Source organism: Paraburkholderia sp. SIMBA_053 (assembly GCF_046534895.1).
Taxonomy (GTDB): Bacteria; Pseudomonadota; Gammaproteobacteria; order Burkholderiales; family Burkholderiaceae; genus Paraburkholderia; species Paraburkholderia caledonica.
Map to the genome: position 1 here is coordinate 50,521 of NZ_JAWRXU010000001.1, position 13,068 is coordinate 63,588.

11 protein-coding genes are annotated in these 13,068 nt (G+C 60.5%); 10 read left to right on the forward strand and 1 reads right to left on the reverse strand.

From position 1 onward, the window contains the following. Positions 1 to 92: 92 nt before the first annotated feature. Positions 93 to 1,007: a choline sulfate utilization transcriptional regulator gene (locus tag SB753_RS00205; RefSeq protein ID WP_088176242.1), complete on the reverse strand. Its 915-nt coding sequence runs from the start codon at positions 1,005 to 1,007 to the stop codon at positions 93 to 95. A 172-nt stretch (positions 1,008 to 1,179) separates the two neighbouring features. Between SB753_RS00205 and betC the strand changes: the two genes are divergently transcribed. From betC to SB753_RS00255, 10 genes are all read left to right on the forward strand, one after another. Then, positions 1,180 to 2,718 carry a choline-sulfatase gene (gene betC / locus SB753_RS00210; protein ID WP_410798401.1) on the forward strand — a complete coding sequence of 513 codons (1,539 nt, stop codon included), beginning with the start codon at positions 1,180 to 1,182 and terminating at the stop codon, positions 2,716 to 2,718. Between the two features lie 49 nt (positions 2,719 to 2,767). Then, positions 2,768 to 3,721, forward strand: coding sequence for a choline ABC transporter substrate-binding protein (locus tag SB753_RS00215; protein WP_410798403.1), 954 nt, complete (start codon positions 2,768 to 2,770; stop codon positions 3,719 to 3,721). A gap of 276 nt (positions 3,722 to 3,997) precedes the next feature. Further along, the gene (locus tag SB753_RS00220; protein ID WP_410798405.1) at positions 3,998 to 5,146 is read left to right on the forward strand and encodes a porin; all 1,149 of its coding nucleotides are present in this window, start codon (positions 3,998 to 4,000) and stop codon (positions 5,144 to 5,146) included. A 275-nt stretch (positions 5,147 to 5,421) separates the two neighbouring features. Continuing rightward, positions 5,422 to 6,339 carry a LysR substrate-binding domain-containing protein gene (locus tag SB753_RS00225; protein ID WP_410798407.1) on the forward strand — a complete coding sequence of 306 codons (918 nt, stop codon included), beginning with the start codon at positions 5,422 to 5,424 and terminating at the stop codon, positions 6,337 to 6,339. Positions 6,340 to 6,524: 185 nt separating this feature from the next. After that, positions 6,525 to 7,196, forward strand: coding sequence for a GntR family transcriptional regulator (locus SB753_RS00230; protein WP_230985838.1), 672 nt, complete (start codon positions 6,525 to 6,527; stop codon positions 7,194 to 7,196). Positions 7,197 to 7,324: 128 nt separating this feature from the next. After that, on the forward strand, positions 7,325 to 8,935 hold the full coding sequence (locus SB753_RS00235) for a gamma-glutamyltransferase family protein (protein WP_410798409.1): 1,611 nt from the start codon (positions 7,325 to 7,327) through the stop codon (positions 8,933 to 8,935). A gap of 111 nt (positions 8,936 to 9,046) precedes the next feature. Beyond that, a complete protein-coding gene (gene oxlT, locus SB753_RS00240) occupies positions 9,047 to 10,351 on the forward strand; it encodes an oxalate/formate MFS antiporter (protein WP_087750773.1) in 1,305 nt (434 codons plus the stop codon). A gap of 50 nt (positions 10,352 to 10,401) precedes the next feature. Continuing rightward, positions 10,402 to 11,178: an ABC transporter ATP-binding protein gene (locus SB753_RS00245; protein WP_027779838.1), complete on the forward strand. Its 777-nt coding sequence runs from the start codon at positions 10,402 to 10,404 to the stop codon at positions 11,176 to 11,178. Beyond that, positions 11,175 to 12,029, forward strand: a complete 855-nt coding sequence (locus SB753_RS00250) for an ABC transporter permease (protein ID WP_408414545.1) — start codon at positions 11,175 to 11,177, stop codon at positions 12,027 to 12,029. The genes SB753_RS00245 and SB753_RS00250 overlap by 4 nt, the downstream gene beginning before the upstream one ends. 40 nt (positions 12,030 to 12,069) lie before the next feature. After that, positions 12,070 to 13,050 (forward strand): ABC transporter substrate-binding protein, encoded by a 981-nt coding sequence (locus SB753_RS00255; RefSeq protein WP_392395156.1) that lies wholly within the window; start codon positions 12,070 to 12,072, stop codon positions 13,048 to 13,050. The last annotated feature ends 18 nt before the right edge of the window (positions 13,051 to 13,068 follow it).

Below are 13,068 nucleotides of genomic sequence, written 5' to 3' on the forward strand. Positions count from 1 at the left end.
GGGCGCGGCATGCATCGTCGCAGTAGAGCAAATTCACACGCGGCGCGGATAGAAGCGAATCGCCGTGGCAATGGAACCGGAACGCCAGATAGCTATTCCGCGTCGAGCCCGCATTCGCCGAGCAGCCATTGGCGGAAAGCTTCGACTGCGGGCGTTGCCGCGCGCTGCGTGACCAGCATGTAGCCGCGCTCGGTGACCACCGGGGTGTCGAACAGCTCGACGAGTTGGCCGGTGGCGAGCAGTTCGTGGATGAGCGGCGCCCAGCCGAGTGCCACGCCTTGGCCCATGATCGCCGCATGGGCGACGAGGGTGAAGCTGTTGAACGTGATGCCGCGATGCGCAGCGGGAGCGACGAGGCCGTGCGCCGCGAACCAGTCGGCCCACGACACCCAGCGCGCGGGCTGCGTCGGTTCAAGGTGTAGAAGCGGCAGCGCGAGCAGCTCGGACGGCGACATCAGCGGTGGATGTGCTGCGAGAAACGCCGGGCTGCACACTGGCGTCACACGCTCCGGAAAAAGCTTGATCACGCTGCGCGCGTTCCAGTCCGCATGTTCGTCGCCAAACGCAATCGCCACGTCCGCGTGATCGTGCGACGGATCGAACACACTCTGCGACGTGATGATCTTCACGTCGACATCAGGCATCAGCGCCTTGAATTGCGAAAGCCGCGGCATCAGCCAGTAGGTGGCGAAACCAAAGTCGGTGGATAGGGTGAGCGTTTGCGGCGTGCGACGCGCGCGGATTTCGGCAGTGGCATGACGGATGGTGTCGAGCGCAAGACGCACCGCATCGAAAAGCCGCTCGCCGTCTTCGGTAAGCCGGACACCGCGATGACCGCGTTCGAAAAGGGGGGCACCCAGCGTCTCTTCGAGCTGCACGATGCGCTGGCTTACTGCCGGCTGCGTAGAACCTAACTCTCGCGCGGCCGCGGTGAAACTCGCGAGACGCGCGGCGGATTCGAACATTGTCAATGCCTGCATTGGCGGCAAGCGGTCCTGCCTCGACATAACGCCCCCTTATAGGCACATAACGAATTGCCGTCTTCACAGCGCCGAATTGACCGGCAATAGTGGTGCAGATGCCGCACGCGGACCGCCACCAGCGCTTCGAGTTGTGTCTGCGGTCGCACCGGCATAGGTAGTTGCACTGACATCCATGATTCTATTCAAGGCGCGCTCCATGCTTGACAGCAAAAAGAATATTCTCATTCTGATGGCCGACCAGATGACTCCATTTGCGCTCGCCGCTTATGGACACCCGCTAACCAGAACACCCAACCTCGACCGCCTTGCAAAGCAGGGTGTGGTATTCGATTCTGCATATTGCGCAAGCCCGCTGTGTGCGCCGTCGCGCTTTTCTTTTCTGTCCGGCAAATTGCCGTCTGCAATCGGCGCGTACGACAATGCCGCGGAATTTCCGTCGCAAACACTGACATTCGCGCATTACCTTCGCGCTGAAGGATATCGCACGATTCTCTCGGGAAAAATGCATTTCTGCGGCGCGGATCAGTTGCACGGTTTCGAAGAGCGCCTCACCACGGACATTTATCCGGCCGACTTCGGCTGGACGCCCAACTGGGACGATTTCGAGGCGCGCCCAACGTGGTATCACAACATGAGTTCCGTTATCGACGCCGGGCCGTGCGTGCGCACGAACCAGCTCGATTTCGACGATGAAGTCACGTTCACGACGCGCCAGAAGCTCTTCGACATCGCCCGTGAGCGGCACGCGGGAAAAGACGCGAGGCCGTTCTGCATGGTCGCCTCGCTGACACATCCTCATGATCCTTACGCGATTCCGGAAAAGTACTGGAACATGTATCGGGACGACGATATCGACATGCCCGCGCATCGCGACTCGTTCGACGATGCCGATCCTCACTCCAGGCGCTTGCGTCACGTTTGCGAAACCGACCGCACGCCGCCGACTGACCAGCAGATCCGCAACGCACGCCGCGCCTACTACGGCGCGATTTCCTATGTCGACGACCAGTTCGGTGCGATTCTCGAAGCGCTCGACCAGGCCGGGCTGGCACAGGACACGATTATTGTCGTCACTTCCGATCATGGCGAGATGCTCGGCGAGCGTGGCCTCTGGTACAAGATGACCTTTTTTGAAGGTGGCTGCCGCGTGCCGCTGATCGTGCACGCACCGCAGCAATTCGACGCGCATCGCGTGAAGGCTTCCGTGTCGCATCTCGATCTGCTGCCGACACTGGTCGAACTGGCGCGCGGCGAACAACCGGCGGCATGGCCCGATTCGCTCGACGGGCACAGTCTTGTGCCGCATCTTCGAGGAGAGCATGGCGGTCATGATGAAGCAGTAGGCGAGTACCTTGCGGAAGGCGCTATTGCGCCGATTGTGATGCTGCGGCGCGGGCGCTTCAAGTTCATACACTCGCCTGCCGACCCCGACCAGCTGTACGACGTCGAAGCCGATCCGCTTGAACGAGTGAACCTCGCGTCGAAAGCCGAGTACTCCGCCCAGATAGAGGAATTGCGCGACGAGATTGCCGCGCGCTGGGATCTTGCCGCGCTGCACGATGAAGTGCTGCAAAGTCAGCGCCGTCGCCGCTTTCATTTCGCCGCCACCACGCAAGGCACAGTTGCTTCATGGGACTGGCAACCTCGGGTCGATGCCAGTCAGCGTTACATGCGCAATCACATCGATCTGGACACGCTCGAAGCAATGGCGCGCTTCCCGGCGGTCGCGCGCTGACGGTCGCTACATGCTTACTTCTCACTCAATCACTCACAGGAAAGTCGCGATGATGAACAAGCTATTCAAACAGGCGATGTCTAGCGTTGTGCTGCTATGCGCGGCAGCCAGTTTCGCGTCGGCCGCAGAGCCGCAATCGTGCATGCAGGTGAACATGGCGGGGCCTGGATGGACCGATATCGACGCCACCAATGCGATGACGGGCATCGTGCTGAAGGCGCTCGGGTATAAACAGAAGGTGGCTAACCTTTCTGTGCCGATCACGTATCAGGGCCTGAAAAAAGGGCAAATCGACGTGTTTCTCGGCAACTGGATGCCCGCGCAAGCACCGGTCGTCAAACCCTTTGAAGAAGAAAAATCGATCGTGGTCGTTCATCCGAATCTGAGCAATGCGAAGTTCACGCTCGCAGTGCCCGACTACGTGGCGGCGGCGGGCGTTCACTCGTTTGCAGACCTTGCCAAAAATGCCGACAAGTTCGATAGCAGGATCTACGGCATCGAACCGGGCGCGCCGGCCAATCAGAACATCAAGAAGATGGTCGATGACAAAGCGTTTGGTCTCGACAACTGGAAGCTCGTCGAATCGAGCGAGACCGGCATGCTTACTCAAGTCGATCGTGCAGTGCGCGAGAAGAAGTGGATCGTGTTCCTTGCGTGGGAGCCGCATGTGATGAACACGAAGTTCAAGCTGACTTATCTCGACGGAGGCGATAAGTACTTCGGCCCGAACTACGGCGGCGCCACGGTCAACACCGTTGCGCGCAGCGGCTATGCGCAACAATGCCCTAACGTGGATCGTCTTTTCAAGCAGCTGACATTCAACGTCGACATTGAGAACGGAGTAATCACCGAAGTACTCGAAAAGAAGACCAGTGTCGACGTAGCCGCAACCGAAGCGCTCAAGCGGCACCCCGAACTGCTCAAGTCGTGGCTCGATGGCGTCAATACCGCAAGCGGTGCGAATGGCCTGCAAGCCGTTCAGACGGCTCTTGGCGTGAAGTAGAAAAGGCAATGCCAGTTGTTCGCTCGTAAGGTCGCAAGGCGACAGATTCATGTCGCATCCAATCGACTCGCCGTAAATCTGGAACCGTATTCTTGACGCGTCGATGCGGGCTTGGCGGAATTTTCATGCTGAACAAATAACAGCCAGGCCATATCGATCGGTCTCAGCCGGTTTCGAACTGCCCGTCATGCGAGAAGCGCCGCGCGCCTGCTATTGGCCGCGGCAGGGATCGCTTTATCCAACGAATTGCGCAGGCAAAGAGCAGGGGAGAATTCAATGAAGAAGAGAAATGCCTTCAGTCTTTCGGGACTCGCTATTGCAGCAAGCGCCGTGTGCGCGCCAACGGTTGTCCACGCGCAAAGCAGTGTCACGCTGTATGGCGTTCTGGACGCCGGCATCACGTACGTGAGCAACGCCGGTGGCTCCCACCAGGTCAAGTTCGACGACGGCATTTCGTACGGTAACCGTATCGGCTTCAAAGGCGTCGAAGATCTCGGCGGCGGCTTGCAGGCCATCTTCGTGCTTGAGTCGGGATTCCACCTGGGCAATGGACAGCTCGGATTCGGCGGTGCCGAGTTTGGCCGCCAGGCATATGTCGGCCTGAAGAACAGTTGGGGCACGCTGTCGTTCGGTAACCAGCTCGACATGACGGAAGAATTCGCCTACCTGTACAACATATCGGCATGGGCGAGCGGTTATGCGATTCACCAGGGCGACTTCGACCGGATGAACGGCGACCGGCTGCCGAATTCGATCAAGTATCTCTCCAACGACATCTCCGGTTTTTCTTTTGGCGGCATGTACTCGTTCGGCAATACGGCGGGCGACTTCCACCAGAAAAGCGCATGGAGCGTGGGCGCACGCTATGAACACGGCGCGTTCAACATGGGCGCCGCCTATACGCAGTTGAACAATCCGTTCGGTATCTACGCGTTCGATCCGTATGCGATGATCGGCACGCATACTTTCCTCGGCCAGCCCACCGTCTCGGTCGATCCTGCAACCGGCGCGGTAACAGATCTGTACAGTGCCTCCGCATTCCCCGTCGACAAGCAAGGTGCCTTTGCAGTCGGCGCCGCATACACGATCGGCAACGTGATGGTGAGCGGCAACTTCACCTACACCACGATCAAGGGGCTCGGACAAACGTCGCATATGCAGGTGTACGAGGGCGGCGCTTCGTACACATTCACACCGGCGTTGATGCTATACGGCGGTTATCAACACACGCGATTTGAAGGAAACCACTGGAATCAAGGCTCGCTCGGGCTTCACTATCTGCTGTCCAAACGCACGGACGTTTATATCTCCGGTGATTATCTGCGCGCTTCCGATGGCGTGAACGCGGTGATCGGCTATAGCTTCACGCCGTCGAGCACGAGCACGCAGGCCGATGTGCGTATCGGCATGCGCCATTCGTTCTGAAGCACCGGCGGCGGGTTTCCGGCAGCGGGAATCCGCCGTGGCTATTTGTCTGCTATTTCAGCAATTGTCTGCTTTATCGGTATTTGTCGCTTCTTCTTTATATCCGCTCTACAATCCCGTCCCTCGCATGAGTCGCAGTCAGTCTGGCCTGCCGTAGCGGCATGTACGGACGTCGCACTCCATGTCTTCTTTTCCGAATTGCAATGAGCGGTGCCGCCGTGATCTGCGCATCGTGATGCACTGTATCAACACCTGGGCGGGACCGAGGATGCCGAATGCCGATAAAGCTCTCCTTTGAAGCGCTTGAAGTACTGGATGTAATAGACCGAACAGAGACGTTTGCCGAAGCAGCCGAGTTGCTGCACAGAGTACCGTCGGCACTGACCTATCTCGTGCAGAAGATCGAAAGCGATCTGGGCGTCGAACTGTTCGATCGCAGCGGAAGACGCGCGAGACTCACGCAAGCCGGCCGGGTACTCGTGGAAGAAGGGCGTCAGTTGCTCAAAGCGGCGCGACAGCTTGAAATGAAAGCGCAAGGCATCCAGCGAGGTTGGGAGTCGGAACTTTGCATCTGTCTGGATGAAATCCTGCCGTTCGAATCGTTGTGGCCGTATGTTCGCAGCTTCTACGAAATGGAAACGATCACGCGGTTGCGCCTGTCCACCGAAGTGCTTGGCGGCGTATGGGATGCGCTGATTACAGGGCGTGCGGATCTCGCCGTGGGCGCAGTCGGTGAGCCGCCTCACGCGGCGAATATCGCGGCGCGGCCAATTGGAGCGTTGCGGCATCTATTCGTGATGGCGCCGGATCATCCGCTTGCCGCGATAACCGAGCCGTTGGACCGCGGCACGATTGCCGCATATCGCGGCGCTGTCATAAGCGACACATCGCGCGAGTTGCAGCCTCAATCGGTGGCGACGTACGACGGCCAACCCGTCATCGTAGTGCCCACGCTGGCGGCCAAGGTCGGCGCGCTGTGCGAAGGAATCGCCGTGGGCATGCTGCCTGAGCGCGTGGCCGACGGCCTCATACGTGAAGGGAAGCTCGTCGGGAGACGGATTGCCGGCGTGCGTGAGCACACGCAGTGCTATCTCGCGTGGCGCGAAGATAAAGGCGGACATGCGCTGGATTGGTGGATCGAACAACTGGATAAGGAAGATCTGGTCGACAGGCTGTTCGGTGCATGCATATAGTTGCGAACGTCAGTTCAACAACGCCGCCTGCAGATTAAATTCTTGTTGACGGATCTTTTGACGGTGACCGATAGTCACTGCCGGAAGATCTGTTAATCCCAGGCTCGTGCGTGAAAGACACAACCCGCTCTCCCTCGTCCCGCGCTGATCACGTGTATTTCAGCGTGCGAGACGATATCTTCGACATGCGCCTGCTTCCGGGCGACCGTATGACTGAAGGCAGCATCGCCGACCGCTTCGGCGTTTCGCGCACACCTGCGCGAGAGGCGCTGCAACGTCTTCAAAGCGACGGTCTGATGCGCGGCTATGTGCGCGGCGGCTGGGAAGTCGTGCCGATCGACTTCAAGCGCTTCGAAGATCTGTATGAAATGCGCAAGCTGATCGAGACGTTTTCTGTCACCAGGCTCTTTGGCGCTGACGGAACTCTATCCGCCACTGCTTTGCAGATGCTTGAGCGGCTCGACCGCATCTGGAACGTCCCTCGCGCACAACGCGTTCGCGACGGCCGGGAGATGGTGGCGCTCGACGAGGCGTTCCACGAGGCGCTTGTGCTCGCCGCGGGCAATGAAGAATTGAGCGCCGCCATGCAGCGCGTGACCGACCGCATCCGCGTGGTGCGGCGGCTCGACCTCGTATACGGCGATTGCATCGACGACACTTACAACGAACACATTGCGATTCTCGCCGCCATCCGCGATCTTGCGGCTGACCGGGCAGTCGAGTTATTGGGGCGGCACATAGAAGGAAGCAGGGCGGAAGTGCGCACACTGACCACCGAGCGCCTGCAGCGCGCCCGCACCGCCTCGGAGCCTCACAGCGCGCCTTATGCACCACCGAGGTTGCGAGGCACCATCTAGCAACACGCTTTCCGGCGCGGCAATTTGTTAAGCGCCTTCTGCAATCGGCCTTTGCGCGGAATGCGGACGTTGGCATGGTATTCGCATATGCACCGGGTATGTATACAAGCAAAAGCCCCGTGCACCCGATGCCTTCCGAATTCCTGAACCCGGCCCGCGGAACCCGCGGCATGGCGGTCGCGCCTCATGCGCTTGCCGCGCAGAGCGCGCTCGCCATCTTGCGCGAAGGCGGCAACGCCGTCGAAGCGATGATCTCGGCCGCGGCGACGATCGCCGTCGTCTATCCGCATATGAACAGCATTGGCGGCGACGGGTTCTGGCTTATCTCGCGTCCCGGCGCCGAGCCTGTCGGTATTGAAGCCTGCGGTGCGGCGGCATTGGCGGCGAGTGTCGACGAGTACCGCTCGCGTGGACTCTCGGTCATACCGACGCGCGGCCCGCTCGCAGCCAACACGGTGGCCGGCACGGTGTCCGGCTGGCAGCGCGCGCATCGCTGGTCGGCTGAAACGCTGGGCGGCAGGCTGCCGGTCGAACGCCTGCTCGAAGACGCAATCCATTACGCGAAGCACGGCGTGCCGGTCACGCGCAGCCAGTCGCAATGTGTCGAAAGCCGCCTCGCCGAACTGCGCTCGATCCCGGGTTTCACAGAGACATTCCTCTGCGACGGTCGCGTGCCTGCCACGGGCGAGCGCTTCGTCGCACCTCGTCTTGCCGCCACTCTCGAACGTCTGGCCCATGCAGGCTTCGACGACTTCTATCGCGGCGACCTTGCACGCAGCATCGCGAGTGATCTTCAGTCGGCTGGCTCGCTACTGACTCTCGCAGATCTGCAACGACACGAGGCGCGCATGCGAACGCCGCTCGCTCTCGATCATTCGCTGGGCACGATCTACAACATGCCGCCGCCGACACAAGGGCTCGTGTCGTTGCTGATTCTGGGCATTCTCGATCGCGTGTTGACGAAAGAGATGGACCCGCTGGGTCCCGAGTTCGTGCACGCCTGCGTCGAAGCAACCAAGCTCGCGTTCGCGGTGCGCGATGCAGAGATCACCGATCCGGATCACATGCGCGTCGATCCACGCGAACTGCTAAAGCCTGCCGCGCTCGACGCAATGGCTGCGCAAGTGTCGTCGACTCGAGCCGCGCCGTGGGGCGCCGGTCGCGGGCCGGGCGACACGGTGTGGCTTGGCGTGACCGACAGCGACGGCGTGGCGGTGAGCTTCATCCAGAGCATTTATCACGAGTTCGGCAGCGGCGTGGTGCTGGCCGGGACGGGCATCAACTGGCAGAACCGCGGATGCAGCTTCTCGCTCGACGAGCGCTCCCGCAATCCGCTAATGCCGCTGCGCCGGCCTTTTCACACGCTGAACCCGGCGCTCGCACGTTTTGCGGATGGCCGCACGATGGTCTACGGCAACATGGGCGGCGACGGGCAGCCGCAGTCGCAAAGTGCGGTGTTCTCGCGCATTGCGATGTTCGACTGGAACCCGCAGGCCGCGATCGACGCGCCGCGTTGGCTGCTCGGCCGCACATGGGGTCAATCGACCGACACGCTGAAACTCGAAGCGCGTTTCGCGCCGGACACGATCGCGCGACTCGCAGCGCTCGGCCACGAAGTCGAGACGATGCAAGCGTATGACGAAGCAATGGGACATGCCGGCGCAATCGTTCGGTATCCCGATGGATTGATCGAAGCGGGCTACGACCCGCGCAGTGACGGGGCAGCCGCGGGCTGGTAGACGCACACGCGCGCTATTTTTCAATCGGATTGCAGGTCCGGCCTTCGAGGCCCGGAGGACGCTGCACGTCTGCCGGGCGCCGGCAGACATTCGCCTAGTAATGGAGTCACCATGACCACACGTTTGCAATCTTCGTTGCCACCCATCGCGTCGACGGAAGCCGGCGCCGTTTCGTCGGGCGCGACCCACAATCGTTGGCTGCAACTCGGGCTCGGTCTCGTCTGCATGATGGCGATTTCGAGTCCGCAGTATGTATGGACGCTGATGACCAAGCCGCTCGCCGCAAAACTCGGCGTTGCACTGCCTGAACTACAGGTCACGTTTTCGCTGCTGATCATATTGCAGACGTTCTTCTCGCCGTTCCAAGGCAAGCTGATCGACCGCTTCGGACCACGCATGCTGATTTCAATCGGCACTGTCATGTCGGGCCTGAGCTGGGTGCTGGCCTCACAGGTGCATAGCGCGCCGATGCTCTACCTCACTTATGGACTGGTCGGCGGTCTCGGCACCGGCATTGTGTATGTCGGCGTGGTGGGGTTGATGGTGCGCTGGTTCCCGACCAATCGCGGCTTTGCGGCGGGCGCCGTCGCGGCGGGCTATGGGATGGGCGCAATCGTCACGACGTTCCCAATCGCCACGTCGCTGCAAGTGCGCGGCATCGACGCGACACTCTGGATTTTCGGCATTGCGTTCGCAGTGGTGGGCCTGCTTGCTTCACAGGGTTTGCGCGTGCCGCCTACGCACGATGCCGCTGCTTCCCCGGGCTCCGCTTCGGCACCTGCCGTTAACAATTTCCGCCCTTCGCAGACCTTGAAGACGCCGATCTTCTGGCTGATGTTCGCGATGATGACCATGATGTCCACGTCGGGCCTCATGGTCACCTCGCAAATGGCCACCTTCGCCGCCGACTTCGGCGTGACCAAGGTTCTCGTGTTCGGCATGGCGGCGTTGCCGCTGGCGTTAACGATCGACCGCTTCACGAACGGGCTCACGCGACCGCTGTTCGGCTGGGTGTCGGACAGAATGGGGCGCGAGAACACGATGTTTTTTGCCTTCGCGCTCGAAGGTGTGGCCATGGCGCTGTGGCTGCTCACGCGCGACAACGCCGTGCTGTTCGTGCTGCTGTCGGGCGTGGTGTTCTTCGGCTGGGGCGAGATCTTCTCGCTGTTTCCGTCGACGCTCACCGACACATTCGGCACGCGGCACGCCACCGAGAATTACGGCTGGCTCTATATCTCGCAAGGGATCGGTTCTATTTTCGGCGGCCCGCTCGCGGCGTTGATGCATCAGCACGCGGGAAGCTGGGTGCCGGTGTTTTCGACCGCGATCACGCTCGACATCGCGACCGCGCTGCTTGCCATTGCGGTGCTCAAGCCGATGCGCCGGCGCTTTCTGGCGGCACAGCAGAGCGCGTGATTTCAATCGCTTTGTCGAAATGCACTCAGAAACGTCGTCGAGGAACAGACATGTCCGTTCAGCTTGCGTTACGCAATATCCGTAAATCGTTTTCGAACAAACTGGGTTCCGTCGACGTGCTCGGCGGTCTGACCTTCGATATTCACGAGCGCGATTTCGTCAGCATCATCGGGCCTTCGGGCTGCGGCAAAACCACGGTGTTCAACGTGATCGCCGGCCTGCTCGAAGCGGATAGCGGCGACATCGTCTATCGCGGGCAAAGCGTCGATGGCTTGCGCGGCAAGGTCGGCTATATGATGCAGCGCGATCTGCTGCTGCCGTGGCGCACCGTGCTGCAAAACGTGCTGATCGGGCCGGAGCTCTCGAAGATGCCCGCTGCGCAAGCACGCGACATGGCGATGGAATACCTCAATACCTATGGGCTCGCCGGCTTCGAGAATGCATATCCGCGCATGCTGTCAGGCGGCATGCGTCAGCGCGTGGCGCTGATCCGCACGCTGATTAACGATCCCGACATCATTCTGCTGGACGAGCCTTTCTCGGCGCTCGACTACCAGACGCGCCTGTATCTGGAAGGCGTGCTGATGGAGGCCGTCGAGACGTTTCACAAGACAGTCGTACTCGTCACGCACGACATCGACGAGGCGGTGGCCTTGTCGAAGCGCGTCGTTGTACTGGGCGGCCGGCCTTCGCAGGTGAAGAAGATCTATGACATCGACATAGCCGCTCGCTCGCCAATCGGTGCACGCAGCGACCCGAACTTCGCCGGGTACTTTCACGCGTTATGCGGCGAGCTCGACATTCAGACGGAGGTGAAAGCAGCATGACGCAATCCGCTTCCATCAATAAACCGGCGCCTGCACAACGCACAGCAAAGCCTCGCGCGCGCTTCGTGCTCGACAGCGGCTGGGGGCGTTCGCTGTTGCAACTCGCGGCGGTAGTGGCGTTCTTTGCGATATGGGAAGGCGCGGCGCGCGTGGGCTGGGTGTCTAATTTTCTTGTGGGCTCGCCTTCGAAAATACTCGCGGCGCTCGTGCGCGACGTGCAATCGCATCAGCTTTTCATCGACACCGGTTATACGCTTTTTGAAGCAATTCTCGGCTTCGTGTTCGGCACCGCAGTCGGGTCGGTGTGCGGACTCGCGCTGTGGTATTCGCCGTTCGTCGCGCGGCTCATCGAGCCGTTTATCGTCGCGATCAATAGTGTGCCGAAGATCGCTTTTGCACCCATCGTGATTCTGTGGTTCGGCACCGGACTCATCTCGAAGGTTGCGCTGGCCATTTCGCTGACCGCGATCGTTGCGCTGATTGCCGCATATGAAGCGGCCAAGGACGCCGATCCCGACCTGCAGGCGTTGCTCGTCACGCTCGGCGCGAACAAGAACGACGTGTTCATGAAAGTCGTGGTGCCGTTCACGCTGCCTTACGTGATCTCCACGTTTCGCATCAACGTCGGCTTCGGTCTGGTGGGCGCAGTGGTGGGGGAATTCATCTCATCGGAGAAGGGCCTCGGACACATGATCTTCACCGCGTCCAGTTTGTATGACCTCAACACCGTGTGGGAGGGGCTGTTCGTGCTCATGGCGATCGGCTTCGTCCTGTACTTTCTGATCGACATGCTCGAACGCAAACTGCTGCCCTGGCGGCAGGCGTCGAATACCACCACGCTCAAGGTTTAACGCATTCCGGCAGTCCAACCACTTCATGACGGGACAGACGATGGCATTCACCGCAAGAAAGGCGCTCGTCGCGCTTACGACCGCTTTGGCATTGAGCATTGCAGGCGTTTCAACACCGGCACTGGCCGACGGAAAGAAAGTGACTATTTCGCAGGCGTTCCAGTCGATGCTCTATCTGCCGCTCTATGTGGCAATAGACGGCGGATTTTTCGAAAAGGCGGGACTCGACGTCACCAAGCAGACGGCGGGCAGTCCGAGCGCGGCGCTTTCGGCTGTGCTGTCCGGCAGCGCGGACTTCTCGCTACACGGTCCGGAGTGGACGGCCGTGGCCGCGGAGAAGGGCGCCGATGTCGATGTGATCGCGAATGTCGTGAACGGTGCGGCGGTGTGGATCGCCGTTGCGCCGGATGTAAAGTTCAGCGGCATCAAGGACGTGAAAGATCAGGTGGTCGTGTCGGGACAGATGCCGACCACCAGTACGTCGCTGTTCTTCAAGCTGCTGAAAGAGAACGGCATGTCGCAAAGCGACGTGAAGCTGGTTCAGGTGCCGCTCGGCTCGGAGATCGGACCGCTCGTTGCCGGCCAGGCGAAGATCGCGGTGATGTATGAGCCTGGTCTCGATCAGGCTGTCGCTAAGGGCATGAAAGTCGTGCTCGGCTTTCCGAAGCTCTATGGCGAATACGCGTTTTCGTCAATCTCCGCGAAGCGCAGCGTCGATCCGGATGCAGCCGCACGGTTCGTGAAGGGGCTGCAAAACGCGCTGCTCTACATGCAAAGCCATCCTGCGGAAACGGCGGCCATCGCGCGCAAGGAATTCCCGACACTCGACGCCGCAGTGGTCGACGCAGCGGTGAAGCGCATGCTCGACGAAGGCGTGTACCCGAAGAACGTCAGCATCACGCCGAAAGCGCTGACTGTCGCAATGGATACGCAGATCGCCCTCGGCAATCTGAAGCAGCAGCCGAACTACGACAGGTTCATCGTGCAGAATTACATCCAGCCGGCGCTTGCCGCGAAATAACACCGCTCACACCGTTGA

Bases quoted from the DNA above. Each gene is read 5' to 3' on its own strand.
- betC (WP_410798401.1), top strand. From the start codon at position 1,180: ATGCTTGACAGCAAAAAGAATATTCTCATTCTGATGGCCGACCAGATG.
- oxlT (WP_087750773.1), top strand. From the start codon at position 9,047: ATGACCACACGTTTGCAATCTTCGTTGCCACCCATCGCGTCGACGGAA.
- SB753_RS00220 (WP_410798405.1), top strand. From the start codon at position 3,998: ATGAAGAAGAGAAATGCCTTCAGTCTTTCGGGACTCGCTATTGCAGCA.
- SB753_RS00255 (WP_392395156.1), top strand. From the start codon at position 12,070: ATGGCATTCACCGCAAGAAAGGCGCTCGTCGCGCTTACGACCGCTTTG.
- SB753_RS00215 (WP_410798403.1), top strand. From the start codon at position 2,768: ATGATGAACAAGCTATTCAAACAGGCGATGTCTAGCGTTGTGCTGCTA.
- SB753_RS00235 (WP_410798409.1), top strand. From the start codon at position 7,325: ATGCCTTCCGAATTCCTGAACCCGGCCCGCGGAACCCGCGGCATGGCG.
- SB753_RS00250 (WP_408414545.1), top strand. From the start codon at position 11,175: ATGACGCAATCCGCTTCCATCAATAAACCGGCGCCTGCACAACGCACA.
- SB753_RS00245 (WP_027779838.1), top strand. From the start codon at position 10,402: ATGTCCGTTCAGCTTGCGTTACGCAATATCCGTAAATCGTTTTCGAAC.
- SB753_RS00230 (WP_230985838.1), top strand. From the start codon at position 6,525: ATGCGCCTGCTTCCGGGCGACCGTATGACTGAAGGCAGCATCGCCGAC.
- SB753_RS00205 (WP_088176242.1), bottom strand. From the start codon at position 1,007: ATGTCGAGGCAGGACCGCTTGCCGCCAATGCAGGCATTGACAATGTTC.
- SB753_RS00225 (WP_410798407.1), top strand. From the start codon at position 5,422: ATGCCGATAAAGCTCTCCTTTGAAGCGCTTGAAGTACTGGATGTAATA.